Below are 26,171 nucleotides of genomic sequence, written 5' to 3' on the forward strand. Positions count from 1 at the left end.
AGGCGGAGGAGGGCGTCGACGCGGAGCGTCGGCAACCGACGACAACGCCGCTGGGGGTCCCCCCTGCTCGCAGAGCTTGGGGGAGTGCGTGCCAGGGCCCGCGACCCCGGCAGGATCCGGAAGACAGGCCCTAGACCCCCCAGCGGGCCGGAAGCCGGTGCGGGCCCCGGATGAGCATGCCCTCGCGCCAGGTCAGGGCGGCCGGGTGGGCGTCGAGGGTGAGGCCGGGGAAGCGCTCCAGCAGGGCGCCGATCGCGATCCGGGCCTCCAGGCGGGCCAGCGGTGCGCCGAGGCAGTAGTGGATGCCGTGGCCGAAGGCGACATGGCCGCCGGTGGGGCGCCGGATGTCGAAGCGGCCGGGGTCGGGGAAGCGGGCCGGGTCGTGGTCCGCGTCGGCCAGGGCCACCAGGACGAGCCGGCCGTCCCCGGGGATGACCGTCCCGCCGATCTCGACCGGCTCGGTGGTGAACCGGTACGTCGGCGTCTCCACCGGTCCGTCGTAGCGCAGCATCTCCTCCACGGCGTCGGGCATCAGCGCGCTGTCCTCGCGCAGCAGCGCCAGCTGGTCGGGGTGGGTGAGCAGCGCCAGTACGCCGTTGGAGATCAGGTTGACCGTGGTCTCGTGCCCGGCGACCAGCAACAGCCAGGCGGTGCCGAGCAGCTCCCCGGCGGACAGCCGGTCGCCGTCCTCGTCGGTGGTGCGGATCAGAGCGCTCATGAGGTCCTCGCCCGGTTCCCGCCGCTTGCTCTCCACCAGACCGGTGAGATACGCGGTCATCTCGCGATGCGCGGCCTCCCGCGCCCGCGGGTCGGTTTCGGTGAGGAGGGTGCCGGTCCAGGTGCGGAACGCGTTCCGGTCCAGTGCCGGCACCCCGAGCAGCTCGCAGATCACCGAGATCGGCAGCGGGAAGGAGAGCGCGTCCACGAGGTCGGCCCGCCCGTCCGGCAGCGCCGCCATCGCGTCGAGCAGCTCGTCGGTGATCTGCCGCACGCGCGGGGCGAGCTGCTCCACACGGCGTGGGGTGAACTCCCGTACGACCAGCTTGCGCAGCCGTCCGTGGTCCGGCGGGTCCTGGTTGAGCATGTGGGGGCCCGCCGCCGGGCTGGACAGCGGGAAGGAGGGGGAGGCGTTCTTCCAGCGCTTGGACAGCTCCGGGGCCGCGAGCGCGGCCCGCCCGGCCTCGTACCCGACGACGAGGTACGCCTCCGCGCCCTCCGGGATGCGCACGCGGTGCACGGGGCCGCGTGCGCGCAGGGCCGCGTACACCGGGTACGGGTCGCGGACGAAGTCCTCGCCCAGCGCCACCAGATCGATCACTTCGGCCGTCGTCACAGTCCGTCCCCGTTCTCGCCGGTCGTATCGACGCTAGCAGCGGTCGACGTGCTGTCGCAGGCAAGATCCGGTCGTGCGGCGGTGCCGGAGGGCGGCCGCCCCGGAAAAGGATTGTGGAACCATCCCGCCCTTGTTATCGTCACTTCGACATTAACGGGAGGGGTGAGGACGGCATGGCTGTCCCGGACATACTCGCCGGCTTGACCGAGCCGCTGAACCACCAGCTTTTCCACCTGGGCCAGGACGCGGTCACCTGGTCCGAGCTGCTCGGCTTCGCCACCGGTGCGGTGTGCGTCTGGCTGTGCGTACGGGCGAACGTGTGGAACTTCCCCGTGGGGATCGCCAACAACCTGTTCTTCCTGGTGCTGTTCTGGAGCGCCCGCCTGTACGCGGACGCCGCGCTCCAGATCGTCTACCTGCTGCTCGCCGCCTGCGGCTGGTACGTCTGGCTGCGCGGCGGCGACCGGCGCTCCCGCCGGCCCGTCGGCCACGCGTCCCGCGCCACCCTGTGCGTCCTCGCCGCCCTGCTGGTCCCCGCCACCTGGGGGCTGACGGTGCTCCTGACCCGCGCGGGCGACTCCGCGCCCTTCTGGGACGCCCTGACCACGGCCCTGTCGCTGGCCGCGCAGTGGCTGCTCAACGCCAAGCTGATCGAGAACTGGTACTTCTGGATCGCCGCCGACCTCGTCTACATCCCGCTCTACTTCGCCAGGGGACTGGACCTCACCGGCATCGTCTACGTGCTCTTCCTGGCCATGTGCCTGGTGGGATGGCGCTCCTGGCGCCGGGAGTCCCGGGCCGCCGGGCCGAGGGCCGAAGTGCCGGGCGCGGACCGGACGGTGGCCGCGTGAGCGACCGCTTCGCCCACGGGCTGGTGATCGGCAAGTTCTACCCGCCCCACTCCGGCCACCACTTCCTGATCCGGTCCGCCGCCGACGCCTGCGACGCCGTCACGGTCGTCGTGATGGCGGCCGCGCACGAGTCCGTCCCCCTGGCGGACCGCGTCGCCTGGATCGGCGAGCACTGGGCGGACGAACCCCATGTCGCGGTCGTCGGCGTGGACGACGACCTGCCGGTGGACTACGAGAGCGAAGCGGCCTGGGAAGGCCATGTCGCCCTGATGCGCAAGGCCCTCTCCCTCGGCCCTCATGTCCCCGGCGTGGACGCGGTGTTCAGCTCCGAGCCCTACGGCACCGAACTCGCCCGCCGCTTCGGCGCCGCACCCGTACTGCTGGACCTCGGCCGGGACACCTTCGCGGTCTCCGGTACGAAGGTCCGCGCGGACCCCGTGGCCCACTGGGACGAGATCGAGCCGCCGGTGCGCGCCTGGCTGGCCCGCAGGGTCGTCGTCGTGGGCGCGGAGTCCACCGGGACCACCACGCTCTCCCGCGACCTCGCCGCAGCCCTGCGCGCCCGCGGCGGCCCGCACGCGCTCACCCGCTGGGTGCCCGAGTACGGGCGCGAGCTGACGGTGGCCAAACTGGCCCGCGCCCGCGCCCTGGCCGCCCCGGACGGGCCCCGGCCGGGCGTGGCCGACCTGCACTGGGACGACGCCGACTTCGAACTGGTCGCCCGCCGCCAGAACCGCACCGAACAGCACGCCGCCCGCGCCGGCGGCCCCGTGCTCGTGTGCGACACCGACGCGCTGGCCACCACCGTCTGGCAGGAGCGCTACCGGGGCCGCGCCACCGGCCCGGTCCTGGACCTCGCCCGGTCCGTGCCGCCGCGCGCCCTCTATCTGCTCACCCCGGACGCGGACGTCCCCTTCGACGACGACGGGCTGCGCGACGGCGAGCACCTGCGGGGCTGGATGACCGGCCGCTTCCGCGAGGTCCTCGCGTCCTCGGGCGTCCGGTGGCTGGAGCTGCCCGGTGACCGCCCGACCCGCCTGGCCGCCGCCCTCACGGCGGTGGACGGCCTGCTGGCCGACGGCTGGAACCTGGCGGACCCCCTCGGCTGAGCCGCGCTCCCGCTCAGGAGCGCGGCCAGACCGTCACGTCCGTCATGAGGAAGCCCACGTCCGGCGACGCCGTCGACTTGACCTGGACCACGAACAGGGCGATGTTCCCCGCGCTGTCCTTGGCGCAGATCTCGCTCCCCGCCGCCACGGCCGCGAGATACAGCTTGTGACTGGTGGCGTTGCGGAGTTCGAAGGCGCACGAGTCGTAGGTGGCCCCGGGGTCGGCGAAGCGGGGGAGGAGCACACTGTCGCGGCTCTCCAGCGCACAGGACTGCCCCGCGCAGGCGAAGCGGATGTCGCCCTTGCGGTCGTCCCGGACGTCCGGGTCCCGGAGGTTCAGCGAGTTCGTCGCGTCCAGGCGCAGCAACGGCTTGGCGACGCCACGCGGTGCCACCGGGGCCGTGGGGGAGGAGCGGCGCGAGGTGCCGGCAGCGTCGCCCACGGAGGCGGAGCCGGTGTCGGTGCTGGTGTCGGTGTCGGAGCCGGTGGCCCCCGCCCCCGTCCCCCTCCCCGGCGCGCCGGTTCCCGGGCTCCGCGACCCCGTGACCGTGGGACCGGCGGAGTCGCGCCGGTGGGACCCCTCGCCCGAGCCGAGCGCCGTCCACGCCAGGCCGCCCAGCAGTGCCAGGGACGTGACGGCCGCGAGCGCGCCCGCGATCAGCGCCGTACGCGTCCTGCGGGACATCGGCTCGGCCGGCGGCGGCGCGTACGGCCAGTGGGACGCGGTGGGCGGGAGCATCCGGGTCGAAGGGGCGGCGGCGGGCAGCGGGACCGTCAGCTCGGAGCCCCTGATCTCGCGCCAGACGGCGGGCCCGGAGCCGCCCTCGGGGGCGGGGCCGAGCCGCTCCGCGCACCACTGGACTATCTCCTTCGCGGTGGCCCGCTCCGCCGGGTCGGCGGCCAGGCACCGGGCGAAGAGCGGGCGCAACTCCTCGGGCAGCAGGGACAGATCGGGTTCGCTGTGCACGATCCGGTAGAGCACGGCGGGCAACGGGCCGTCGCCGTAGAGCGGTTCGCCCAGCAGCGCGAACGCCGCCGTCTGGCCGAGGGCGAAGACGTCCGTCGCCTCGGTCGTCTCGCCGCCGGACGCCTGCTCGGGGGCCATGAACACGGGCGTGCCCATGGCCGCACCCGTGACGGTGAACGACGTGGCACCCGTGGCCAGGGAGATGCCGAAGTCGATGACGCGCGGGCCGTCGTCGGCCAGCAGCACGTTCGACGGCTTCAGGTCGCGGTGCACGATGCCCGCGCCGTGGATCGCCTGGAGCGCCTCGGCCACCCCCGCCATCAGCCACAGCACCGCCGGGACCGGCAGCGGCCCGCGCTCGGCGACGGCGTCCGCCAGGGAGGGACCCGGGACGTACAGCGTGGCGAGCCAGGGCGGGTCGGCCTCGGGGTCGGCGTCGATCAACTCCGCGGTGTAGGCGCCCCGGACGCGGCGGGCGGCTGCGATCTCCCGGCGGAACCTGCGCCGGAAGGCGGCGTCGTCGGCCAGCTCCGACCGTACGACCTTGATCGCCACCGGTCTGCCGCCGCCCGTGTGCGACAGATAGACCCGGCCCATGCCGCCCGCGCCGAGCCTGGCGGCCAGCCGGTATTCCCCGACCGTGACCGGGTCGTCCGCCCGAAGTGTCCGGAACGCCTCGGTGGACTCGTTCATCCGCCCGTCCCCGGTCTCGCGTCGCGGGTGCTGAGCATGGTGAGGTCCCCCCTGAAAGGCGTTGCGGTGAAGCACAGTTGACGGGTGATCTTCTCAGAACGCGAGACCCGCTCACATACCCGTGCCGCATCCCTTGACGCGCCCCCCTCCGGCGGATTAACTCACGTCCTAAATTAAGCCCTGAGGAGCCGACGCGGTTTTCGGGGTCTCTCTCCCGGAAAGGGACAGCCAGAGCCATGCGCAGCATCCGAGCCGCGGCCACAGGCGCCGTCGTCATGTCGCTCGCCCTCGCGGCCACCGCGTGCGGAGGGGGTACGGACAGTGGGGACGGCGCCGGTGGCTCGTCCAAGACGCTGACCTACTGGGCCTCCAACCAGGGCGCCAGCGTCGAAGTGGACAAGCAGGTGCTCCAGCCCGAACTGGACAAGTTCGAGCAGCAGACCGGCATCAAGGTCAAGGTCGAGGTCGTGCCCTGGACCGACCTGCTCAACCGCATCCTCACCGCCACCACCTCCGGCCAGGGCCCCGACGTACTGAACATCGGCAACTCCTGGAGCGCCTCCCTCCAGGCCACCGGCGCCCTGCTGCCGTGGGACGAGACGAACTTCGCCAAAATAGGCGGACGCGACCGCTTCGGCGAGTCCGCCCTCGCCTCCACCGGCGTCGAGGGCAAGGACCCGGCCGCCGTCCCGCTGTACTCGATGTCGTACGCGCTCTACTACAACAAGCAGATCTTCGCCGACGCCGGCATCGCCAAGCCCCCGGCCACCTGGGACGAACTCGTCGCGGACGGCGCGAAGATCAGGGCCAAGGGCAAGTCCGTGCTGGGCGCGGAGGGCTCGAACCCCTCCGAGAACATCCACCACGTCTTCGTCTTCGCCAAGCAGCACGGCGCCGACTTCTTCACCGCCGACGGCAAGCCCGACTTCACCAGCCCCGAGGCGGTCGACGCCGTCAAGCAGTACGTCGACCTCATGGCCAAGGACAAGGCCATCCCGCCCGGCAACGCCGAGTACGCGCAGAACCAGTCCGTCAGCGACTTCGCCAAGGGCAAGCAGGCCATGCTGCTGTGGCAGTCCGCCGCCGCCAACCTCAAGTCCCAGGGCATGAAGGACGACGCCTACGGTGTCGCCCCGGTACCCGTCCAGAAGGGCGCCCCCGGAACCGGCACCCAGATCAACTCCATGGCCGGCGGCATCAACATCGCCGTCTTCAAGGACAGCCACAACCTCGACGCCGCCACCGAGTTCGTGAAGTTCATGACCAGCGACGCCGAACAGAAGACCCTCAACAAGGCGTACAGCTCCATCCCGCCGGTCAAGGGCGCGCAAGGAGACCCCGCCTTCTCCGGACCGTCCATGGCCGTGCTGAAGGACACCCTCGCGGGGAGCGCCGCCGCGCTGCCCCAGGTGGCCACCGAGTCGCAGTTCGAGACCGCCGTCGGCACCGCCGTCAAGGAACTGTTCGCCGACGCCGCCGCCGGACGCACCATCACCACCGCCTCCGTCAAGGCCAAGCTGGAGAAGGCCCAGCAGCAGATGCCGGCGGCCTGACGTCCATGACCACCACCGTTCTGAAGGAACCGGTGCGCGAGAACACCCCCGGTGCGGCGCGCGGCCCGCGCCGCACCGGGCGGTCCCACCGCACCGCGCTCCCGTACCTGCTCCTCCTGCCCGCCCTGGTCTTCGAACTCCTCGTCCATCTGGTCCCGATGGTCATCGGCACCCTGATGAGCTTCCGGTCCATCACGCGCTTCACCCTGCGCGACTGGAGCAACGCCCCCTGGACCGGGCTGCGCAACTACCGCGTGGCCGTGGACGTCGACGCCCCCGCCGGCGAGGCGCTGCTGCGCTCCTTCGCCGTCACCATCGGCTTCACCGTGCTCTCGGTCGCCCTGTGCTGGGCGCTCGGCACCGCCGCCGCGGTCTTCATGCAGGACACCTTCCGGGGCCGCGGCCTGCTGCGCGCCCTGTTCCTGGTGCCGTACGCGCTGCCCGTCTACGCGGCCGTCATCACCTGGGTGTTCATGTTCCAGCACGACAACGGCCTGGTGAACCACGTCCTGCACGACCAGCTCCACCTCACCGACAAGCCGTCCTTCTGGCTCATCGGCGACAACAGCTTCTACGCCCTGCTCACCGTCTCGGTCTGGAAGGGCTGGCCGTTCGCCTTCCTCATCGTCATGGCCGGCCTGCAGAACATCCCGCGCGAACTGTACGAGGCCGCCGCGCTGGACGGCGCCGGGATGTGGCAGCAGGTCCGCCGCATCACCCTGCCGTCCCTGCGCCCGGTCAACCAGGTACTGGTCCTGGTGCTGTTCCTGTGGACGTTCAACGACTTCAACACGCCCTACGTCCTGTTCGGCAAGGCGGCGCCCGAGGCCGCCGACCTCATCTCCGTGCACATCTACCAGACCACCTTCCTCACCTGGGACTTCGGCACCGGCTCCGCCATGTCCGTCCTGCTGCTGCTCTTCCTGCTGGCCGTGACCGGCGGATACCTGCTGTTCACCTCACGCGGAAGGAGGACCGGCAATGGCTGACTCGCCCATGGCGCCGCCGCGTTCGTTCCTGTGGTCCCGGCGGATCTTCCTCACCCTGCTCACCGGCTTCGTGCTGCTGCCCGTCTACGTGATGGTCTCCAGCTCGCTCAAGCCGCTCGCCGACGTCACCGACGAGTTCCGCTGGCTGCCCAGCCGGCTGACGATCCGGCCGTACATCGACATCTGGTCCACCGTGCCCCTCGCCCGGTACTTCGTGAACTCGCTGATCGTCGCGGGCGCGGCCACCGTCTGCTCGGTCGTCATCGCCGTCTTCGCGGCCTACGCGGTCAGCCGGTACGACTTCCGGGGCAAGCGCGTCTTCACGGTCACCGTGCTGTCCACGCAGATGTTCCCCGGCATCCTCTTCCTGCTCCCGCTGTTCCTGATCTACATCAACATCGGCAACGCCACCGGGATCGCCCTGTTCGGCTCACGCGGCGGGCTGATCCTGACGTACCTCACCTTCTCGCTGCCGTTCTCCATCTGGATGCTGATCGGGTACTTCGACTCGGTGCCGCGCGACCTCGACGAGGCCGCCCTCGTCGACGGCTGCGGGCCGCTCGGCGCCCTGTTCCGGATCGTGGTGCCCGCCGCGATCCCCGGCATCGTCGCCGTCGCCGTGTACGCCTTCATGACCGCGTGGGGAGAGGTCCTCTTCGCCTCCGTGATGACCAACGACACCACCCGCACCCTCGCCGTAGGACTCCAGGGCTACTCCACCCTCTACGACGTCTACTGGAACCAGATCATGGCCGCCTCGCTCGTCGTCAGCGTCCCCGTGGTCGCCGGATTCCTGCTGCTCCAGCGCTATCTCGTCACCGGACTGACGGCGGGCGCCGTCAAGTGACCGACTCCCCGCACCTCGAAGGGACTTCCATGTCCGAGCCCATCGACCTCGCCGCCTTCCCGGCCGACTTCCGCTGGGGCACGGCCACTTCGGCCTACCAGATCGAGGGCGCCATCGCCGAGGACGGCCGCTCGCCGTCCATCTGGGACACCTTCTCGCACACCCCCGGCAGAGTCGACGGCGACGACAACGGCGACACCGCCTGCGACCACTACCACCGCTGGCGCGACGACATCGGCCTCATGCGCCGGCTGGGCGTCGACACCTACCGGCTGTCCGTCGCCTGGCCGCGCGTGATGCCCGGCGGCGACGGCCCGGTCAACGCCAAGGGGCTCGCCTTCTACGACGAGCTGACCGACGCCCTGCTGGAGGCGGGCATCACCCCCTCCGTCACCCTCTACCACTGGGACCTCCCGCAGGTGCTCCAGGACCGGGGCGGCTGGCCGGAGCGGGACACCGCCGAGCACTTCGCCGCGTACGCCTCCGCCGTCGCCGAACGCCTCGGCGACCGCGTCAGCCACTGGGCCACCCTCAACGAACCCCTCTGCTCGGCGTGGATCGGCCACCTCGAAGGCAAGATGGCCCCCGGCTGGACCGACCTCACCGCCGCCGTCCGCGCCTCCTACCACCTGCTCCTCGGCCACGGCCTCGCCACCCGGGCGATCCGCGCCGCCGCGCCCGCCGCCGAGATCGGCATCGTCACCAACCTCTCCACCGTGCACTCCGCCACCGACAGCCCCGACGACGCGGCCGCCGCCCGCCGCCAGGACGGGCACGTCAACCGCTGGTGGCTCGACCCGGTCCACGGCCGCGGCTTCCCCGCCGACATGGTCGAGGTCTACGGCGTCGAACTCCCCGAGCAGCCGGGCGACCTGGAGACCATCGCCGCTCCCCTGGACTGGCTGGGCCTGAACTACTACATGCCGGCCTACGTCGTCGACGACCCGGACGGCCCCGCCCCGCGCGCCCGTTCCGTACGCCGAGAGGGCGTGCCCCGTACCGGCATGGACTGGGAGATCGACGCCGGCGGCCTCGAGCGGCTGCTGCTGCGCCTCACCGAGGAGTACGGCGCCCGGAAGATCTACGTCACCGAGAACGGCTCCTCCTTCCCCGACCTGGTCGGCCCCGACGGCACCGTCGACGACCCCGAGCGCCGGGACTACCTGGAGACCCACCTCGCCGCCTGCGCCTCCGCCGTCCGCAAGGGCGCGCCCCTCGCCGGGTACTTCGCCTGGTCCCTCATGGACAACTTCGAGTGGGCGTACGGCTACGACAAGCGCTTCGGCCTGTTCCACGTCGACTACGCGACGCAGGCCCGCACGATGAAGGCGAGCGGCCACCGGTACGCCGAGATCATCGAGACCCACCGCAAGCTCGGACGCCGAGCGGCCTAGGCCGTGTCCGCGAAGTGGCGCCTGGCTCGCGACGCCTGGCACGCCCTCCCCCGAGCTCTGCGAGCAGGGGGGACCCCCAGCCGCGTTGTCGGGATCGCACGCACCAGACGCCGCGAGCCCTGCCCTCCGGGCAGACGACGCCACTTCGCGGACACGACCTAGCGGCCACCAGGGCGGGCGCGGTGACCCCCGTGCCCGCCCCCCACCCCCACCTTCCCTCTCCGTTTCCCGCTCCATGTGACACGCACCAGGCACCGAACTGTCCAAGGCCCCGCACCGCCGACAGATCCTCCCGAGGAGAGCCGCATGCCGTCACGCACCCCCCGCACCCTGCTGACCGCGCTCGCCGCCGTCGCCCTGCTCACCGGGACCCCGGCCCTGACCGCCCCCGCGACCGCCGCACCGGCCGCCGCGGCGGCCGCCTGGGACACCGACCGCGCCGCCACCGCCTACGCCGCCGACCCCGCTGCCGTCACCGCCTCCGGCAGCGAGAACGCCGGAACCGCCGCGGCCCTCGCCTTCGACGGCAACGGCAGCACCCGCTGGTCCAGTGACTTCGCCGACGGCGCCTGGATACGCGTCGACCTCGGCAGCACCCTCCGCGTCGACCGCGTGGTCCTCGACTGGGAGGCCGCGTACGGCAGGAGATACGTGCTGGAGGTCTCCCGCAACGGCACCGACTGGACGCCGTTCTACACCGAGACCGCGGGCACCGGCGGCTCCGTCACCGCCCACACCTACCCGCAGGAGGTCATCGGCCGGTACGTCCGGATGCGCGGCCTCGAACGCGCCACGCCGTACGGGTACTCGCTGTACTCCTTCAAGGTCTACGGCGGCGAACCGGCGCCCGCCTCCACCACCCGCACCAACCTCGCGCTCAACCACCCCGCGTACTCCAACCTCTACCAACACGCGGGCAACTCACCGGCGTTCGTCACCGACGGCGGCTGGCCCGCCGGCCTCAAGGGCGACAGCACCCGCTGGTCCAGCGACTGGAACGCCAACCGCTGGGTGTCGGTCGACCTCGGCGCGACGTCCACGATCTCCTCCGTCGACCTCTACTGGGAGTCCGCCTACGCCGTCGACTACCAGCTCCAGGTCTCCGACGACAACCGCACCTGGCGCACCGTGTACCAGCCCTCGGCCGCCGAGGTCTCGGCCCGCCGCGCCAACATCCAGGCCCCCGGCGACGCGGCCGGACTGCACGACACGGTCAGCCTCCCCACCCCCGCCACCGGCCGCTACGTCCGCATGCTCGGCAAGGAGCGCCGCTCCTTCTACAACCCGGCGCCCTACACCGCGCAGTTCGGCTACTCCCTCTACGAGTTCCAGGTCTGGGGCACCGGCGGCAGCGCCTCGGCCGCGTACCCGGCACTCCCCGGAGAACAGTCCGGCACCTACCGGACCACGTTCTTCGACGACTTCACCGGCACCGCCCTGGACCGCTCCAAGTGGCGTGTGGTGCGCACCGGTTCCGAGATGGGCTCGGTCAACGGCGAGTCCCAGGCGTACGTCGACTCCACCGACAACCTCCGTACCGAGAACGGCGAGCTGATCCTCAGGGCGAAGTACTGCAAGGGCTGCACCAAGGCGGGCGGCGGCACGTACGACTTCACCTCCGGCCGCATCGACACCAACACCAGGTTCGACTTCAGCTACGGCAAGGTCAGCGCCCGCATGAAGCTGCCGGTCGGCGACGGATTCTGGCCCGCCTTCTGGCTGCTCGGCAGCAACGTCGACAACCCGTCCGTGTCCTGGCCCGCCTCCGGCGAGACCGACATCATGGAGAACATCGGCTACGGCGACTGGACCAGCTCCGCCCTGCACGGCCCCGGCTACTCGGCCGACGGCAACATCGGCGTCCGCCAGACCTACCCGAACGGCGGCCGCGCCGACCAGTGGCACACCTACGCCGTCGAGTGGACCCCGACGGCGATGCGCTTCTACGTCGACGACCGAGTGGTCCAGGAGACCACCCGCGACAAGCTGGAATCGACGCGCGGGCAGTGGGTCTTCGACCACGACCAGTACGTGATCCTCAACCTTGCCCTCGGCGGCGCCTACCCGGCGGGCTGGAACCAGGTCACCTCGCCCTACTGGGGGCTGCCGCAGTCCAGCGTGGACCGGATCGCCGGCGGGGGCGTGCAGGCCGAGGTGGACTGGGTGCGGGTGGAACAGAAGCGGTAGCCGAGGCGGCGGATACTCTTTCGGCGCAAGCCAGTTCGGTCAGTGCCGTGTTCTCGCGCCGGAGGAGTGTCCCGTGCAGATCGACACCAGCTAGCCCCATCCCGCCCGCGTCTACGACTGGCTGCTGGGCGGGAAGGACAACTACCCCGTCGACCAGACGGTGGGCCGGACGCTGCCCGAACAGTCGCGGCGCAGCGCGGCCCGCAACCGGGAGTTCATGCACCGCGCCTCCGCGTGGCTCGCCGCGCAGGGCATCGACCAGTTCCTCGACATCGGCACGGGCATCCCCACCGAGCCCAACCTGCACCAGATCGTGCAGGGCATCCGGCCCGAGTCCCGGATCGTCTACGCCGACAACGACCCGATCGTGCTGCGGCATGCGGAGGCCCTGCTGGTCAGCACCCCCGAGGGCGCCACCGACTACATCCACGCCGACGTACGGGAGCCCGAGGCCATCCTCGCCCACGCCCGCGAACGCCTCGACTTCGACCGCCCCGTCGCCCTCTCCCTCATCGCCCTCATGCACTTCCTCCCCGACACCGACGACCCCTACGCCGTCACCCGCGCCCTCGTGGACGCCCTGGCCCCCGGCAGCTACCTGGTCCTCTCCCACGGCACGGCCGACCAGCACCCGGAACTCCGCCGACAGGTCGAGGACGCGTACAAGAAGGGCACGATCCCGCTCCGCATGCGCACCCGTGCGGAGGTGGAACCCTTCTTCACCGGCCTCGAACTGGTAGCCCCCGGCCTGGTCTTCGCCACGGAGTGGTACCAGGAGGGCCCTGCCCCGGCGGAGGAGCTGAGCGGGTTCTACGTGGGGGTGGGGCGGGTTTCCTGAGGGCTCTGAAGGTCCTGAAGGTCCTGAGGGGTCACCGCGCCGCCAGCTCCAGCTCCCGTACCGGTGCCGCCTCCTGCGGGGCGGTGTCCGGTGTGGGCGTCGTCGTGCGCCCGTGCCGCCACAGCCACACCACGTCCCGGCCGAACGACCACATCAGTGAGCCGAGGGCCAGCAGGACCACGGTCAGTTCGGCGGGGTGGGGGAGGAGGGAGGAGCCGGCTATGAGGAGGGCTATGCCCTGGACGGCGGCGACCGTCTTGCGGGCGAAGGACGCGGGGAGCGGGGCGTTCAGCCAGGGGGCGAAGCGGGCCGCGGCGACGAAGGCGTAGCGCATCGCGCCTATCAGGAGGACCCAGGGGCCGAGGCGGGTGGCGACGTACACGCTGAGGACGAGTATCAGGAACGCGTCCACCTCCATGTCGAAGCGGGCACCGAGCGCGCTGGAGGTGTTGGTGCGGCGGGCGACCTTGCCGTCCACGCCGTCCAGCAGGAGGGCGACGGCGGTCAGGCCGACCAGCAGGGTGACCGGCGGGGCGCTCTGGAAGGAGTCCGCCACCAGCGCGGTCACCCCGCCGACCAGGGTGGCCCGGCCGAGGGTCACCCGGTTGGCGGGGCCGAAGGAGCGCAGCGCCGAGCGGTGCAGGGCGCGCGAGAGGACCGCCCAGGTGGCGAACGCGAAGGCGAGCCCGCTCAGCCAGCCGGCCACCCCCATGCCGATGGCCGTGCCGAGCAGGGCCAGCAGCAGGAGCTGTACGGCCGCTCCCACGGCGGTCTCCTGCTGAAGCCTCGCGTCATACGTGTTGTTCAGGGCCACCGCGCATCCTCCGGCCGAGTGACAGAGTCGATCAAGGCCGCGTACTGTGCGCGCCCTGTGCCCTTCTCGGTACGTGAGCAAGTTCCCGATCGTTCAGGAGGATGCCGATGAACCCCGCCGCCCGCGCGTTCTGGCTGAGCTCGCCCGGCCACGGCGAGCTGCGTGAGGTCACCCTTCCGGAGCCCGGCGAGGGGGAGGTGCTGGTGCGTGCTCTGTACTCCGGAGTCAGCCGGGGCACCGAGACCCTGGTGTTCCGCGGCGGCGTCCCCAAGAGCCAACACGCGGTGATGCGGGCCCCGTTCCAGGAGGGCGACTTCCCCGGCCCGGTGAAGTACGGCTATCTCAGTGTCGGCGTCGTCGAGCAGGGCCCCGATACGCTGACCGGCCGAACGGTCTTCTGCCTGTACCCGCACCAGAGCCGTTACGTCGTTCCGGTGAGCGCCGTGACCGTCGTACCCGAACAGGTGCCCGCCGCCCGTGCCGTGCTCGCCGGGACGGTGGAGACCGCCGTGAACGCGCTGTGGGACGCGGCACCGATGATCGGGGACCGGGTCACCGTGGTCGGCGGCGGCATGGTCGGCTGCTCGGTCGCCGCGCTGCTGGCCCGCTTCCCCGGCGTCCGGGTCCAGCTCGTCGACGCCGACCCGGCGCGCGCCGAGACCGCCGAGGCCCTCGGCGTCGGCTTCGCCACGCCCGCGGAGGCCACCGGCGAGCGCGACCTCGTCGTCCACGCCAGCGCCACCGAGCAGGGCCTCACCCGGGCCCTGGAACTGCTCGCGCCCGAGGGCACCGTCGTGGAGCTGAGCTGGTACGGCGACCGGCGCGTCACCCTGCCGCTGGGCGAGGCGTTCCACTCCCGCCGGCTCACCGTGCGCGGCAGCCAGGTCGGCACCGTCTCCCCGGCCGCCCGCCCCGGCCGCGGTTACGCCGAACGGATGACCCTCGCCCTGGACCTGCTGGCCGACCCGGCGCTGGACGCGCTCGTCACCGGGGAGAGCGACTTCGGTGAACTCCCCGAGCTGATGCCCCGCCTGACGAGTGGGGAGATCCCCGCCCTGTGCCACCGCATCCGGTACCCCGACCCGGCCTGACCTGAGAAAAGAGTGAGAGAGGGCTGAACACGGGGAAGCGAAGAGCCGTACTACTCGTCGACCCCCGGCAGGAACCTCGGGGGACCAGACGCGCCGCACCTGGAGGGTCGTCCGTTGTTCAGCATCACCGTCCGCGATCACATCATGATCGCCCACAGCTTCCGCGGCGACGTGTTCGGACCCGCGCAGCGCCTGCACGGAGCCACGTTCCTGGTGGACGCCACGTTCCGCCGTGAGCAGTTGGACGAGGACAACATCGTGGTCGACATCGGCCTGGCCACGCGGGAGCTCGGCGAGATCACCGCCGGGCTGAACTACCGCAACCTGGACGACGACCCCGAGTTCGCCGGGGTCAACACCTCCACCGAGTTCCTGGCCAAGGTCGTCGCCGACCGCCTCGCAGAGCGCATCGCCAAGGGCGCCCTCGGCGAGGGCGCGAAGGGCCTGGCCGCGCTCTCGGTGACCCTGCACGAGTCCCACATCGCCTGGGCGAGCTACGAGCGTGGCCTGTGAGCGATCTGACCGTCGACCGGGCCCGCCTCACCTACGTGCCCGCACAACCCCTCGCCACCGAGAACCTCGGGATCATCCCCATGTCGCTGCGCACCGTGCACTTCGTCATGCCCGGCGGCGTCGACGACCCGGCCGCGCCCAGCGGCGGCAACGCCTACGACCGCCGGGTCTGCCTCGACCTGCCCGGCTTCGGCTGGCAGGTCGTACGGCACGCCGCCCACGGCACCTGGCCGGACCCCGACGCCGACGCCCGCGAGTCCCTCGCCCGCACCCTCGCCGGACTCCCCGACGACACCGTGGTCCTGCTGGACGGCCTGGTCGGCTGCTCAGTCCCCGAGATCGTCGTCCCCGAGGCCGAACGGCTCCGGATCGCCGTCCTCGTCCACCTGCCGCTCGGCGACGAGACCGGCCTCGACCCGGCCGTCGCCGCCGGCCTCGACGCCCGCGAGCGCGCCGTGCTGCGCGCGGTGCCCGCCGTCATCGCCACCAGCGACTGGGCCGTGCGCCGCCTGGTCTCCCACCACGGCCTCGCCCCCGACCGCGTCCACCTCGCCGCCCCCGGCGCCGACATCGCGCCGCTGGCACCCGGCACCGACGGCATCTCCCACCTCGTGTGCGTCGCCGCCGTCACCCCGCGCAAGGGCCAGCACCGCCTGATCGAGGCCCTCGCCGCCGTACGGGACCTGCCGTGGACCTGCTCGCTGGTCGGCGGCCTCGGCACCGACCCCGAGTACGTGGCCATGCTCCGCGACCAGATCGGGCGGCACGGCCTGGCCGACCGGCTGCACCTGGCCGGCCCCCGCACCGGCGCCGACCTCGACGCCAGCTACGCGGCCGCAGACCTCATGGTGCTCACCTCCTACGCCGAGACCTACGGCATGGCCGTCACCGAGGCCCTCGCCCGGGGCATCCCGGTCCTCGCCACCGACGTGGGCGGCCTGCCCGAGGCGGTCGGCCGCGCCCCCGACGGCGGTGTCCCCGGCATCCTCGTCCCCCCGGAGGACCCCGCCGCCATCGCCGCCGAACTGCGCGGCTGGTTCGACGAGCCCGACGTGCGCCGCCGCCTCAAGGCCGCCGCCCGCGGCCGCCGCAGCGCGCTCGGCGGCTGGGCCGCCACCGCCCGCAGCCTCGCCGGGGTCCTCGGCAGGCTTCCCGGCGCCCCCAGGAGGGCCGCATGACCGACATCGCCGCACACGAGGAGCACCCGGTGGACCACGGCACCGAGCACTCCGGCACCTCGGACGTCATCGCGGGTGCCGGCCCCGTCGGCCGCCCCGGCGAGCGGGCCACCGTACGGCTGCGCGAGGGGGCGCCCGATGACGCGCCCCGGTACGCGCCCGAGTGGCTCCAGCTCCGGGAACCGGCCGACGCCGACGCGCGGGCCCTCGGCCTGCTGGAACCGCTGGCCAAGAGGCTGGCCGAACTCCCCGCCCAGGACGGCGGGCTGGTCATCCACGACCTGGGCTGCGGCACGGGCTCCATGGGCCGCTGGCTGGCGGCCCGGCTCGACGGCGCCCAGCACTGGGTGCTGCACGACCGGGACCCGTACCTGCTGCACTTCGCGGCCGTCGCCTCCGCGCGTGTGGCCGCCGACGGCAGCCGCGTCACCGTCGAGACCCGGCGCGGTGACGTCGCCCGGCTCACCCCCGACGCGCTGGGCGGCGCCTCCCTGGTCACGGCGTCCGCGCTGCTGGACGTGCTGACCCGTGCCGAGGTCGAGACCCTGGCCGCCGCCTGCGCGGGCGCCGGCAGCCCCGCCCTGCTCACCCTGTCCGTCGCCGGACGCGTCGAGTTCGCGTCCGCCGATCCGCTGGACGCCGACCTGGCGGAGGCGTTCAACGCCCACCAGCGCCGGGGCGGGCTGCTCGGCCCGGACGCGGTCGCCGCGGCCGGCGAGGCGTTCGCCGGGCACGGGGCGACCGTACGGGTCAGCCCCAGCCCGTGGCGGCTCGGCGCGGAGCAGTCCGCGCTGACCGCCCAGTGGCTGCGGGGCTGGGTCGGCGCCGCCGTCGAGGAGAGGCCGGGCCTGAGGACGCGCGCGGAGGTCTACCTGCGCGACCGGCTGGCCGCGTGCGAGGCGGGGGAGCTGGAGGTCGTGGTGCACCACAGCGATCTGCTGGCCCTGCCCCGGCCGGTGGAGGCGTGATGAACGGGCGGACGGGGGCGGCCGGTCCGGCGACCGCGGAGGAACGCGCGCGCCCGGACGGGGAAGCCGTCACGGACCCCATGGAGCCGCCCGCGCCCGCCCGGTCGTCCGATCTCCCCGAGGCATCCGACCGACCCGAGGCATCCGACCTCCCCAAGGATTCCGGCCGCCCCGAGGGAAACGTCACTCCTCCCTCCCGTCACGCCCTGCGCACCCACATCGGCACCGCCGCCGGCACCGCCATCCTCGGCGTGCTGCTGTGGCGGCTCGGCACGGGACCGCTGGTCGACGGGCTGCGCCGGATCGACGCGGCGACCGTGCTGGCGGCCCTCGCGATCGGCGTGGTGACCACCGTGTTCAGCGCCTGGCGCTGGCAGGCGGTCGCCCGCGGCCTGGGCATCCGGCTGTCGCTCGGGCCCGCCGTCGCCGACTACTACCGCGCCCTGTTCCTCAACGCGGCACTGCCCGGCGGCGTCCTCGGCGACGTGCACCGGGCGGTGCGGCACGGACAGAGCGCCGGGGACATCCGGCGCGCCGTCAAGGCGGTCGTGCTGGAGCGGGTCGCGGGGCAGCTGGCGCTCGCCGTCTGCGGTTCCGCCCTGCTGCTGACCCTGCCCTCCCCGGTCCGCGACGACCTGCGCACCTTCGCGTTGCCGGTCGCCCTCGCCGGGGCGGGCGCGCTCGCCGTCGTCCTCGCCGTCCGGATGAACCGGGCGCCCGGCCGCCGCACCGGCACCCTGCCGGGCAGCGGTCTCCTGCGCGAGGCCCGGCAGGGCCTGCTCTCGCGGGAGAACGGGCCGGCCGTCGCGCTGTCCTCGGCGGTCGTCCTGGCCGGACACCTCGGCATGTTCGTCGTCGCGGCCCGCACCGCAGGGAGCGGGGCGCCGGTCGCGGTGCTGCTGCCGCTCGCCGTGCTCGCGCTGCTCGCCATGGCACTGCCGCTCAACGTGGGCGGCTTCGGCCCCCGCGAGGGCGTCACCGCCTGGGCGTTCGCCGCCGCCGGGCTCGGCGCGAGCAGCGGGGTCGCCGTCGCCGTGGTGTACGGCGTGCTCAGCTTGGTCGCCGCGCTGCCCGGCGCCGTCGTCCTCGTCGTCCGCTGGGCCACCGCCCTGCGCGGCTACCCGCGGGGGCCGGTCTCGCCGGTCTTCCCGGGCGAGGAGAGCAGCCGGAAGTACGGCTCGAAGTTCTCCGCCAGGGCGGCCAGCAGGCCCTTCCCCTTCTCCTCCGAGGCCAGCGACGGGCGGCCGATGACGCCCGACTCGGTGTAGGCGGACATACCCGTGGTGAGCAGATGACGGCGGTCGTCGGCGGTGAAATCGGCCGACTCGTGCCCAGGGCGGAGGAATTCGGGATGAGCGTGCAGCAGGATCGACGCCTCGATCTCCCCGGCGTGCATGTCGGTGAGCAGCGAGGTGACCACCCCGGCCCGCTCGCGCGCCTCCTCCCAGTCCTCGGCGGCCGGGAACAGCGCCATCGACTCGCCCCGCGCGGACGCCTCCTGGACGACGTTGCCCAGCACGTAGTTGCCGCCGTGGCCGTTGACCACGACGAGCGACTCCACGCCCGAGCGGCGCAGCGAGTCCGCGATGTCCCGCACCACCGCGTGCAGGGTGACGGCGGAGATGCTCACGGTTCCCGGCCAGGCCGCGTGCTCGTGCGAGCACGACAGGGTCACCGGGGGCAGAAGGTGTACCGGGTACGCGGCCGCGATCTCGCGTGCCACGGCACAGGCCACCAGCGTGTCGGTCGCCAACGGAAGGTAGGGACCGTGCTGTTCGAAGCTCCCCACGGGAAGGACGGCGACCTGACGTGACACGCCCGCCCCCCGCGCCCGCACGTCCTCGGTGGTGTCCGCGGGCATCACCCCGAAGGCCGCCGCTCGCGCGCCCGAACCACTCATGTCTCCCACGGCCTTTCGTCTCTGCTTAGGAATCAGATCATGACAGAAAACATCGGCGTCTTCGGCGGGAAGTCCCCGCGCCGTTCGGGCACGGAACGCGTCGTGAACACCCCGCTTCCCACCGTGTACGGGCAGTTCGAGGCGGTCGGTTACCTGGACCACGACCGGGGTGACGAGCAGGTCGCCCTGGTGCACGGTGACATCGGGACCGACAACGTCCTGGTGCGGCTGCATTCGGAGTGCCTGACGGGTGACGCGTTCGGCTCCCAGCACTGCGAGTGCGGTGAGCAGCTGGCGGCCGCGCTGCGCGCGGTGGTCGCCGAAGGCAGCGGCGTCGTCCTGTACTTGAGGGGTCATGAGGGCCGGGGCATCGGTCTGCTGGCCAAGCTGCGGGCGATGGCGCTGCAGGCGGAGGGCCTGGACACGGTCGAGGCCAACCTCGCGCTCGGCCTGCCGGTCGACGCCCGCGACTACCGCGTGGCGGCGGAGATGCTGCACGACCTCAAGGTGCGTTCGGTCCGGCTGATGTCCAACAACCCGCGCAAGCGGGAGGCGTTGACGGAGCACGGCATCGAGGTCGCCGAGCAGGTGCCGCTGCTGATCGAGCCGAGCGAGAACAACATCACCTATCTGCGCACCAAGCGTGAGCGGCTCGACCACCACCTGCCCCACCTGGACGCGCTGGCCCACGGCTCCTGAGCCCCCGATCCCCCCCCATGCGAGAAGTCCGGCCGGACGAACCGGCCGGACTTCTCGCGTCTGCGGGCGGGTTCAGCCGGTGACCGCCGCGTGGACCAGGCGGCGCAGGTCGGGGAAGACCTTCAGGGTGCGGGTGCGCACCTGGGTCATGAACTGCACGGTCAGGTCCAGTGCCGGGGCCACCCAGAAGGCGGTGGCGGCCACGCCGGTCCAGCCGAAGGTCCCCGGGGCCGAGGGGGACAGGGTGCGGGCGGGGTCGGTGACGACGGAGACGTTGAACCCGAAGCCCAGACCGTCGTTGGCCCGCTCCTGGTGCGCGGGGGTGCCGAACTCGCGCAGGCACGCGTCGCCGGGGAGCTGGTTGCGGGTCATCAGGGCGAGCGTGGCGGGAGAGAGGAGGCGGACCCCGTCGAGCTCGCCGCCCCGGCGCAGCAGTTCCATGAAGCGGTGGTAGTCGCCCGCGCTGGAGACCAGCCCGCCGCTGCCGGACAGGAACCGGGGGCGCCCGCGGACGGGCAGTCCGGGCACCGGGGTGATGCCGCCGTCCTCCGTCTCCCCGTACAACTCCGCCAGCCGGGGCTGCTGCTCGGGTGTCAGGTGGAAGCCGGTGTCGGTCATGCCGAGCGGGCCGAGGATGCGCTTGGCGAAGAACGCGTCGAGCGGGCGCCCCGAGACGACCTCGATGAGGCGGCCCAGCACGTTGGTGCCGACCGAGTAGTTCCAGCGCGTGCCCGGCTCGAACTGGAGGGGCAGGGAGGCGTACACCGCGACGGTCTCGGCGAGGTCCGCGCCGGAGGGCACGGAGGACTCCAGCCCGGCCGCGCGGTACAGGGCGTCCACCGGGTGGTCGTGGTAGAAGGCGAAGGTCAGGCCCGCCGTGTGGGTGAGCAGATGCCGGACGCGGATCGGGCCCGCCGCCGGACGGGTGCGTACGTCGTCCCCCGAACCGCTCACGTACACCCGGGGGTCGGCGAACTCGGGGAGGTGGCGGCCGACCGGGTCGTCCAGGGTGAGCAGGCCCTCCTCCACCAGCATCAGCACGGCGACGGCCGTCACCGGCTTGGTCATGGAGTAGATCCGCCACAGGGTGTCGGTCTCCACCGGGAGCCCGGCCGCGAGGTCGCGGTGGCCGTAGGTGGTCAGATGGGCGACCCGGCCGCCCCGGGCCACCGACACCAGGAAGCCGGGCAGCCGGCCCTCGTCCACGAGCCCGCCGAGGTGCTCGTCGAGGCGGTCCAGCGCCTCCGGGTCCAGCCCCACGTCCCGCGGGGCGGCTTCCTGCCGCAGCTCTGCCATGGTTCTCCTCAGGTCCTGCCGTTCCCGCGTGCCGCCGGGCCGGCCCTCATCGGTCATCGTGGCGCATGATCACCGTCAAGTACCCCGCCCTCGGCGGATCTTGTGAGCGACGCGACGTCGCGTCCGGGCAGCAGCCGGGTGAGCGGTACGGCCATGGCCGCGACGGCCGCGAGCACACACAGCGCGACGGACGGCCCCGCGCCCATCAGCGCGGTGGCGGCCGCCACCCCCAGCACCGGGCCGATGTTCAGCGCCGTCTGCTGGAGACCGCCCGCCACCCCGGCCGCCGTCGCCTCGGCCCGGCGTACGACGACATGGGTGGCCGCCACCATCACCGTCCCGAACCCCGCCCCCAGCAGCGCGAATCCGCAAGCCAGGGCGAGCGTGCCCGTGGCCCGGGACAGCAGGAGACCGCCCAGCGCGAGCAGGGCGGTGGCCGCCCCCACCGTCCACCGGGACCCCACCTTGCGCAGCAGCACCGGGCACCAGGGCGCGGCGGCCACCATCATCACCGCCAACGGCACGCCCCGCAGGGCGCTCTGGAGCGGATCGAGCCCCAAGTCGCGCTGGAGGACGTACGTTTCGACGAAGAGGGTGCCGGACAACGCGGCCGACGTGGCGACCAGGACGGCCAGGGCGGCCGTGATCGGCGGTGAGCCGATCACGCCGGGCGGCAGCAGCGGGTCGGCGGTGCGCCGCTCGTGCCGTACGAACGCGACGCCCGCCAGCGCGGCGACTCCCAGCCCCGCCGCCGTGACCGCGCCGGAGGCGACCAGGCTGTGCACGAGGCAGCCCAGCGTCAGCGCGAGCAGCAGCGCGCCCGGCAGGTCCAGCGCGGGCCCGGACGGGACGCGGTCCCCCCGCGCGGGCGCCCGGTCCACCAGCGCGGCCGTGCCGAGGACCAGCGCCGGGACGACGCCGAGGAGGAACACCGCCCGCCAGCCGGGCCCGCTCACCAGCGCGCCGCCGAGCAGCGGTCCGAGCGCCGCCGCCAGTCCGATCGCCCCGGTCCGCACCGCGAGCGGCGCCGCCAGGCGGTCCGGGGGATACGCCGACCGCAGCATGCCCAGCGTGGCGGGCTGGAGCAGCGCCCCGAACACGCCCTGGGCGACCCGGAGTCCGATGACCCAGCCGATGTCCGGCGCGAGGGCGATGCCCGCCGACGCGGCCCCGAAGCCCAGCATGCCGAGGGCGAACACGCGGGGATGCCCGTACCGGTCTCCGAGACGCCCGGCGAACACCAACAGGCTTGCCACGGCCACGAGATAGGCGGTGCTGGTCCACTGCACCTCGGCGTAGGAGGCGCCCAGCGAGCGCTGCAGCGACGGCTGGGCCACCGTGAGGACCGTGCCGTCCAGCGCGACCAGTGCCGCGCCGGCCACACTGGAGACCAGCGTCAGCCGCCGGTTCACGGGCGGTTCTCCGGACCGAGGTGCGCCGTGAGGCACGCCTCCAGCAGCGGACCGAAGTCCTCCTCGCCGGTGGCCAGTCGCAGGCTGCCCCAGCGCCAGAGCTGGGCCAGCCCGTGGAGGTTGGCCCACAGGGCGCCGGTCACCCGGCGGGCGTCGACGTCCGGACGGGCGAGGCCCACCCGCTCCACCAGCAGCCCGAACAGCGGCAGGCTGGTGTCCCGCAGCCCCAGATGGCCGCTCTCCAGTACATCGTGACGGAACATCAGCTCGTACATGCCGGGGTTCTCCAGGGCGAACCGCAGATACGTGCGCGCCAGCGCCGCCACCTGCCCGCGCGGGCTCTGGCCGGCGGCCCGCAGGGTCTCGTTCGCCCGGGCGCCGAGGTCGGTGAAGCCGCGCCGGGCGATGGCGGACAGCAGTTCCACATGGGTGGGGAAGTAGCGGCGGGGAGCCCCGTGGGAGACGCCCGCACGACGGGCGATCTCGCGCAGGGTGAGCGCCCGGGCACCCTCGGCCGCCACGAGCGCCGCCCCGGCGTCGACCAGACGGTCACGCAGGCCGGCTGCTTCGGATGCATTCATAGACAGTGTCTACCAAGTGAACGTAGACACTGTCTACCCATGCTCGGGGAATGCCCGGCCCGCCCCGGCCCGTTGACGTCGGCATGACTCAGGACACGACGCAGGACGCACTGCTGGCGCAGTTCTCCGAGGGCCACGGCGGGGTGCTCGTCACGCTCAAGCGCGACGGCCGGCCCCAGCTGTCCAACGTCAGCCACGCCTACGACCCCGTCGAGCGGATCATCCGGATCTCCGTTACCGACGACCGCGCCAAGACCCGCAACCTGCGCCGGGACCCCCGCGCCTCCTACTACGTCACCAGCGCCGACCGCTGGTCCTACGCCGTCGCCGAGGGCACCGCCGAGCTGACCCCGGTCGCCGCCGACCCCCACGACGAGACGGCGGAAGAGCTGGTGCGGCTGTACCGCGAGGTGCTGGGCGAACACGACGACTGGGACGAGTACCGCGCGGCCATGGTCCGCGACAAGCGCCTGGTGGTCCGGCTGCGCGTGGACCGGGCCTACGGGGTGCCGCAGCGCTAACGGGTCAGGTAGCCCACCACCATGTCCCCCAGCATCGCGCGATTGTGCTCGCGGCGGTCGGGGGCGGTCAGGTCGCGGTCGAAGAGGGCGGTGAAGGTGTGTTGTCCCGTGACCCGGTGGAAGCAGAACGCGCTGATCATCGCGTGCACGTCGACCGCGTCCGCGTCGGCGGTGAACACGCCGGACTCGCGACCGGCGTCCAGCACGCGGTGCAGGGTGTCGAGCTTGGGGGACTCGATCCGGCCCGACCGGCGGGCGGCGGCGAGGTGTTCGCCGCCGTGGATGTTCTCGATGCCGACCAGACGGACCAGGTCGGGGTGCCGCTCGTGGTGGTCGAAGGTCACCTCGGCCACGCGGCGGACGGCGGCGACGGGGTCGAGATGCGGGACGTCCAGCAGGTCCTCGGCCTCGTGCAGCGTGCCGTAGGCCCGCTCCAGGACGGCCCTGAACAGGTGCTCCTTGCCGCCGAAGTAGTAGTAGATCATCCGCTTGGTGGTGCGGGTGCGGGCCGCTATCTCCTCCACGCGGGCGCCGTCGTACCCGGCGCGGGCGAACTCGCGGGTGGCCGCGCGAAGGATGTCGGACCGGGTGCGGGCGGGGTCCGGTAACCGCCTGTCGGGTCGTACCGGTTCGTCGGCGCTGGTCATCGCGTTCCTTCGGGCCGTCGGGCGGTGAACGGGGCTTGTACCGGTCTGCCGGAGATTGTAGAAGCCGGACCGGCGGACACGCGGACGGCCCGGAGCCACCCTCAGAGGTGACTCCGGGCCGTCGGCGGTGTCAGGGCAGCCGGTTCCACTCCGCGATCACGGGACGCCCGTGCTCGGTGGAGAGCCGGCTGACCGTTCCGGTGGCGAGCTGGAACAGCCGTCCGTCGCCGGGCGGCAGGCCCAGCCGGCGTGCCGTCAGCACCCGCAGCACGTGCCCGTGCGCGACCAGGAGCACGTCCCCGTCGTCCGCGTCGAGCGCCTTCTCCACGCGGGCCAGCACCTGGTCGACCCGCTCCCCGATCTGCTCGGGCGACTCACCCGGATGTCCCTCGGGGCCGGGCACCGCCCCGTCGGTCCACAGGTCCCAGTCGGGCCGGGTGCGGTGGATGTCGACGGTGGTGACGCCCTCGTAGCCGCCGTAGTCCCACTCCCGCAGGCCGGGCTCCCGGCCGGCGCCGGTGACGCCCGCCAGTTCGGCGGTGCGCCGGGCCCGGGCGAGGGGGCTGGTCAGGGTGAGCGCGAAGGTCCGGCCGGCGAGGAGCGGGGCGAGCGAACGCGCCTGTTCCTCGCCCAGCTCGGTGAGGGGCAGGTCGGTCCAGCTCGTGTGCTGGCCCGACCTGCTCCACTCCGTCTCGCCGTGGCGGACCAGCAGAAGGTCCCCCACGGCGGGTCAGCCCTTCTTCTCGACGGCGTGGCCGCCGAACTGGTTGCGCAGCGCCGCGATCATCTTCATCTGCGGCGAGTCGTCCTGGCGGGAGGCGAAGCGCGCGAACAGCGAGGCGGTGATGGCCGGGAGCGGCACCGCGTGGTCGATGCCCGCCTCGACGGTCCAACGGCCCTCGCCGGAGTCCTCGGCGTAGCCCCGCAGGCCGTCCAGGTGCTCGTCGTCGTCCAGGGCGTTGACCGCGAGGTCCAGCAGCCAGGAACGGATGACCGTGCCCTCCTGCCAGGAGCGGAAGATCTCGCGGACGTTGTCCACCGAGTTCGCCTTCTCCAGCAGCTCCCAGCCCTCGGCGTACGCCTGCATCATGGCGTACTCGATGCCGTTGTGGACCATCTTGGAGAAGTGCCCGGCGCCGACCCGGCCCGCGTGGACGAAGCCGTACGGACCGTCGGGCTTGAGGGCGTCGAAGACGGGCTGGAGACGGTCGACGTTCTCCTTGTCGCCGCCGACCATCAGCGCGTAGCCGTTCTCCAGGCCCCACACACCGCCGGAGACGCCCGCGTCGACGAAGCCGATGCCCTTGATGGCCAGCTCGGCGGCGTGCTTCTCGTCGTCCGTCCAGCGGGAGTTGCCGCCGTCCACGACCACGTCGCCCGGGGAGAGCAGGTCCTTCAGCTCGTCGACGACGACCTGGGTGGCGGTGCCGGCCGGGACCATGACCCAGACGGTGCGCGGCGCGTCGAGCTTCTCGACCAGTTCGGCGAGGTCCTTGACGTCGGTCAGTTCCGGGTTGCGGTCGTAGCCGATGACCTGGTGGCCCGCGCGGCGGATGCGCTCGCGCATGTTGCCGCCCATCTTGCCGAGGCCGATGAGTCCGAGCTGCATGTCAGTTCACTTCCTTGAGGGAGCGGTACGCGGCGACGAGGGCCGTGGTGGAGGGGTCGAGGCCGGGCACGTCGGCGCCCTCGGTGAGGGCGGGCTCGATGCGCTTGGCGAGGACCTTGCCCAGCTCGACGCCCCACTGGTCGAAGGAGTCGATGTTCCAGACCGCGCCCTGGACGAACAC

23 protein-coding genes and 3 pseudogenes are annotated in these 26,171 nt (G+C 72.7%); 15 read left to right on the plus strand and 11 right to left on the minus strand.

Annotated features, from left to right (window positions below; translation table 11 throughout):
- Positions 1-130 precede the first annotated feature (130 nt).
- On the minus strand, positions 131-1,333 hold the full coding sequence (locus ABZ898_RS29170) for a cytochrome P450 (RefSeq protein WP_361665304.1): 1,203 nt from the start codon (positions 1,331-1,333) through the stop codon (positions 131-133).
- A 173-nt stretch (positions 1,334-1,506) separates the two neighbouring features.
- On the opposite strand from ABZ898_RS29170, the gene pnuC reads away from it, so the two are divergent.
- Together pnuC and ABZ898_RS29180 are read left to right on the plus strand one after the other, a co-directional pair.
- Positions 1,507-2,184 carry a nicotinamide riboside transporter PnuC gene (gene pnuC / locus ABZ898_RS29175; protein WP_361665306.1) on the plus strand — a complete coding sequence of 226 codons (678 nt, stop codon included), beginning with the start codon at positions 1,507-1,509 and terminating at the stop codon, positions 2,182-2,184.
- Positions 2,181-3,293, plus strand: a complete 1,113-nt coding sequence (locus ABZ898_RS29180; RefSeq protein WP_361665308.1) for an AAA family ATPase — start codon at positions 2,181-2,183, stop codon at positions 3,291-3,293. The genes pnuC and ABZ898_RS29180 overlap by 4 nt, the downstream gene beginning before the upstream one ends.
- 13 nt (positions 3,294-3,306) lie before the next feature.
- On the opposite strand, the gene ABZ898_RS29185 is transcribed toward ABZ898_RS29180, so the two are convergent.
- Positions 3,307-4,953, minus strand: a complete 1,647-nt coding sequence (locus tag ABZ898_RS29185; RefSeq protein ID WP_361665310.1) for a serine/threonine-protein kinase — start codon at positions 4,951-4,953, stop codon at positions 3,307-3,309.
- Positions 4,954-5,189: 236 nt separating this feature from the next.
- Here ABZ898_RS29185 and ABZ898_RS29190 point away from each other — a divergent pair, with 236 nt between their 5' ends.
- From ABZ898_RS29190 to ABZ898_RS29215, 6 genes and pseudogenes are all read left to right on the plus strand, one after another.
- Entirely contained in the window at positions 5,190-6,506 is a 1,317-nt protein-coding gene (locus tag ABZ898_RS29190) for a sugar ABC transporter substrate-binding protein (protein ID WP_361665312.1), read from the plus strand.
- A 5-nt stretch (positions 6,507-6,511) separates the two neighbouring features.
- The gene (locus ABZ898_RS29195) at positions 6,512-7,495 is read left to right on the plus strand and encodes a sugar ABC transporter permease (RefSeq protein ID WP_361665314.1); all 984 of its coding nucleotides are present in this window, start codon (positions 6,512-6,514) and stop codon (positions 7,493-7,495) included.
- A 7-nt stretch (positions 7,496-7,502) separates the two neighbouring features.
- Complete coding sequence (locus tag ABZ898_RS29200; protein WP_361665348.1) at positions 7,503-8,342, plus strand: carbohydrate ABC transporter permease; 840 nt, start codon at positions 7,503-7,505, stop codon at positions 8,340-8,342.
- A 29-nt stretch (positions 8,343-8,371) separates the two neighbouring features.
- Positions 8,372-9,736 carry a GH1 family beta-glucosidase gene (locus ABZ898_RS29205; RefSeq protein ID WP_361665316.1) on the plus strand — a complete coding sequence of 455 codons (1,365 nt, stop codon included), beginning with the start codon at positions 8,372-8,374 and terminating at the stop codon, positions 9,734-9,736.
- A gap of 306 nt (positions 9,737-10,042) precedes the next feature.
- Positions 10,043-11,923, plus strand: coding sequence for a discoidin domain-containing protein (locus ABZ898_RS29210; protein ID WP_361665318.1), 1,881 nt, complete (start codon positions 10,043-10,045; stop codon positions 11,921-11,923).
- Positions 11,924-11,996: 73 nt separating this feature from the next.
- Positions 11,997-12,761, plus strand: a pseudogene (locus ABZ898_RS29215) (SAM-dependent methyltransferase).
- Positions 12,762-12,792: 31 nt separating this feature from the next.
- Here the strand turns inward: ABZ898_RS29215 and ABZ898_RS29220 are convergent.
- Positions 12,793-13,575, minus strand: a complete 783-nt coding sequence (locus ABZ898_RS29220) for a CDP-alcohol phosphatidyltransferase family protein (protein ID WP_361665320.1) — start codon at positions 13,573-13,575, stop codon at positions 12,793-12,795.
- Positions 13,576-13,682: 107 nt separating this feature from the next.
- Between ABZ898_RS29220 and ABZ898_RS29225 the strand changes: the two genes are divergently transcribed.
- From ABZ898_RS29225 to ABZ898_RS29245, 5 genes are all read left to right on the plus strand, one after another.
- Complete coding sequence (locus tag ABZ898_RS29225) at positions 13,683-14,666, plus strand: dehydrogenase (protein WP_361665322.1); 984 nt, start codon at positions 13,683-13,685, stop codon at positions 14,664-14,666.
- 114 nt (positions 14,667-14,780) lie between these two features.
- On the plus strand, positions 14,781-15,179 hold the full coding sequence (locus tag ABZ898_RS29230) for a 6-carboxytetrahydropterin synthase (protein WP_361665324.1): 399 nt from the start codon (positions 14,781-14,783) through the stop codon (positions 15,177-15,179).
- Positions 15,176-16,357 (plus strand): glycosyltransferase family 4 protein, encoded by a 1,182-nt coding sequence (locus ABZ898_RS29235; RefSeq protein WP_361665326.1) that lies wholly within the window; start codon positions 15,176-15,178, stop codon positions 16,355-16,357. Before ABZ898_RS29230 ends, ABZ898_RS29235 begins: the two co-directional genes overlap by 4 nt.
- On the plus strand, positions 16,354-17,325 hold the full coding sequence (locus ABZ898_RS29240) for a class I SAM-dependent methyltransferase (protein ID WP_361665328.1): 972 nt from the start codon (positions 16,354-16,356) through the stop codon (positions 17,323-17,325). The genes ABZ898_RS29235 and ABZ898_RS29240 overlap by 4 nt, the downstream gene beginning before the upstream one ends.
- Positions 17,325-18,593 (plus strand): lysylphosphatidylglycerol synthase transmembrane domain-containing protein, encoded by a 1,269-nt coding sequence (locus ABZ898_RS29245; protein ID WP_361665330.1) that lies wholly within the window; start codon positions 17,325-17,327, stop codon positions 18,591-18,593. The genes ABZ898_RS29240 and ABZ898_RS29245 overlap by 1 nt, the downstream gene beginning before the upstream one ends.
- Here the strand turns inward: ABZ898_RS29245 and ABZ898_RS29250 are convergent.
- A pseudogene (locus tag ABZ898_RS29250) lies at positions 18,479-19,225 on the minus strand (creatininase family protein); the annotation flags it as partial. The gene ABZ898_RS29245 and the pseudogene ABZ898_RS29250 sit on opposite strands and share 115 nt — an antisense overlap.
- 39 nt (positions 19,226-19,264) lie before the next feature.
- Here ABZ898_RS29250 and ribA point away from each other — a divergent pair.
- Positions 19,265-19,924, plus strand: coding sequence for a GTP cyclohydrolase II (gene ribA / locus ABZ898_RS29255; protein ID WP_361665332.1), 660 nt, complete (start codon positions 19,265-19,267; stop codon positions 19,922-19,924).
- 72 nt (positions 19,925-19,996) lie between these two features.
- On the opposite strand, the gene ABZ898_RS29260 is transcribed toward ribA, so the two are convergent.
- Genes ABZ898_RS29260 through ABZ898_RS29270 form a run of 3 tightly spaced genes read right to left on the minus strand, consistent with a single transcriptional unit; the run spans position 19,997 to position 23,213 of the window.
- Positions 19,997-21,220 carry a serine hydrolase domain-containing protein gene (locus ABZ898_RS29260; RefSeq protein ID WP_361665334.1) on the minus strand — a complete coding sequence of 408 codons (1,224 nt, stop codon included), beginning with the start codon at positions 21,218-21,220 and terminating at the stop codon, positions 19,997-19,999.
- Between the two features lie 53 nt (positions 21,221-21,273).
- Entirely contained in the window at positions 21,274-22,632 is a 1,359-nt protein-coding gene (locus ABZ898_RS29265; protein WP_361665336.1) for an MFS transporter, read from the minus strand.
- Entirely contained in the window at positions 22,629-23,213 is a 585-nt protein-coding gene (locus ABZ898_RS29270; RefSeq protein ID WP_361665338.1) for a TetR/AcrR family transcriptional regulator, read from the minus strand. The genes ABZ898_RS29265 and ABZ898_RS29270 overlap by 4 nt, the downstream gene beginning before the upstream one ends.
- A gap of 83 nt (positions 23,214-23,296) precedes the next feature.
- On the opposite strand from ABZ898_RS29270, the gene ABZ898_RS29275 reads away from it, so the two are divergent.
- A complete protein-coding gene (locus ABZ898_RS29275; RefSeq protein WP_361665340.1) occupies positions 23,297-23,734 on the plus strand; it encodes a PPOX class F420-dependent oxidoreductase in 438 nt (145 codons plus the stop codon).
- On the opposite strand, the gene ABZ898_RS29280 is transcribed toward ABZ898_RS29275, so the two are convergent.
- The 4 genes and pseudogenes from ABZ898_RS29280 to ABZ898_RS29295 all read right to left on the minus strand — a co-directional run.
- A complete protein-coding gene (locus tag ABZ898_RS29280; protein WP_361665342.1) occupies positions 23,731-24,381 on the minus strand; it encodes a TetR/AcrR family transcriptional regulator in 651 nt (216 codons plus the stop codon). The two genes, ABZ898_RS29275 and ABZ898_RS29280, sit on opposite strands and share 4 nt — an antisense overlap.
- A 130-nt stretch (positions 24,382-24,511) precedes the next feature.
- Positions 24,512-25,105, minus strand: coding sequence for a histidine phosphatase family protein (locus ABZ898_RS29285; RefSeq protein ID WP_361665344.1), 594 nt, complete (start codon positions 25,103-25,105; stop codon positions 24,512-24,514).
- A gap of 6 nt (positions 25,106-25,111) precedes the next feature.
- Entirely contained in the window at positions 25,112-25,990 is an 879-nt protein-coding gene (gene gnd / locus ABZ898_RS29290; protein ID WP_361665346.1) for a phosphogluconate dehydrogenase (NAD(+)-dependent, decarboxylating), read from the minus strand.
- A gap of 1 nt (position 25,991) precedes the next feature.
- Positions 25,992-26,171: pseudogene (locus ABZ898_RS29295) on the minus strand (glucose-6-phosphate isomerase); the annotation flags it as partial.

The sequence above is a fragment of the Streptomyces sp. NPDC046860 genome (assembly GCF_040645115.1).
In the GTDB taxonomy this organism is placed as follows: domain Bacteria; phylum Actinomycetota; class Actinomycetes; order Streptomycetales; family Streptomycetaceae; genus Streptomyces.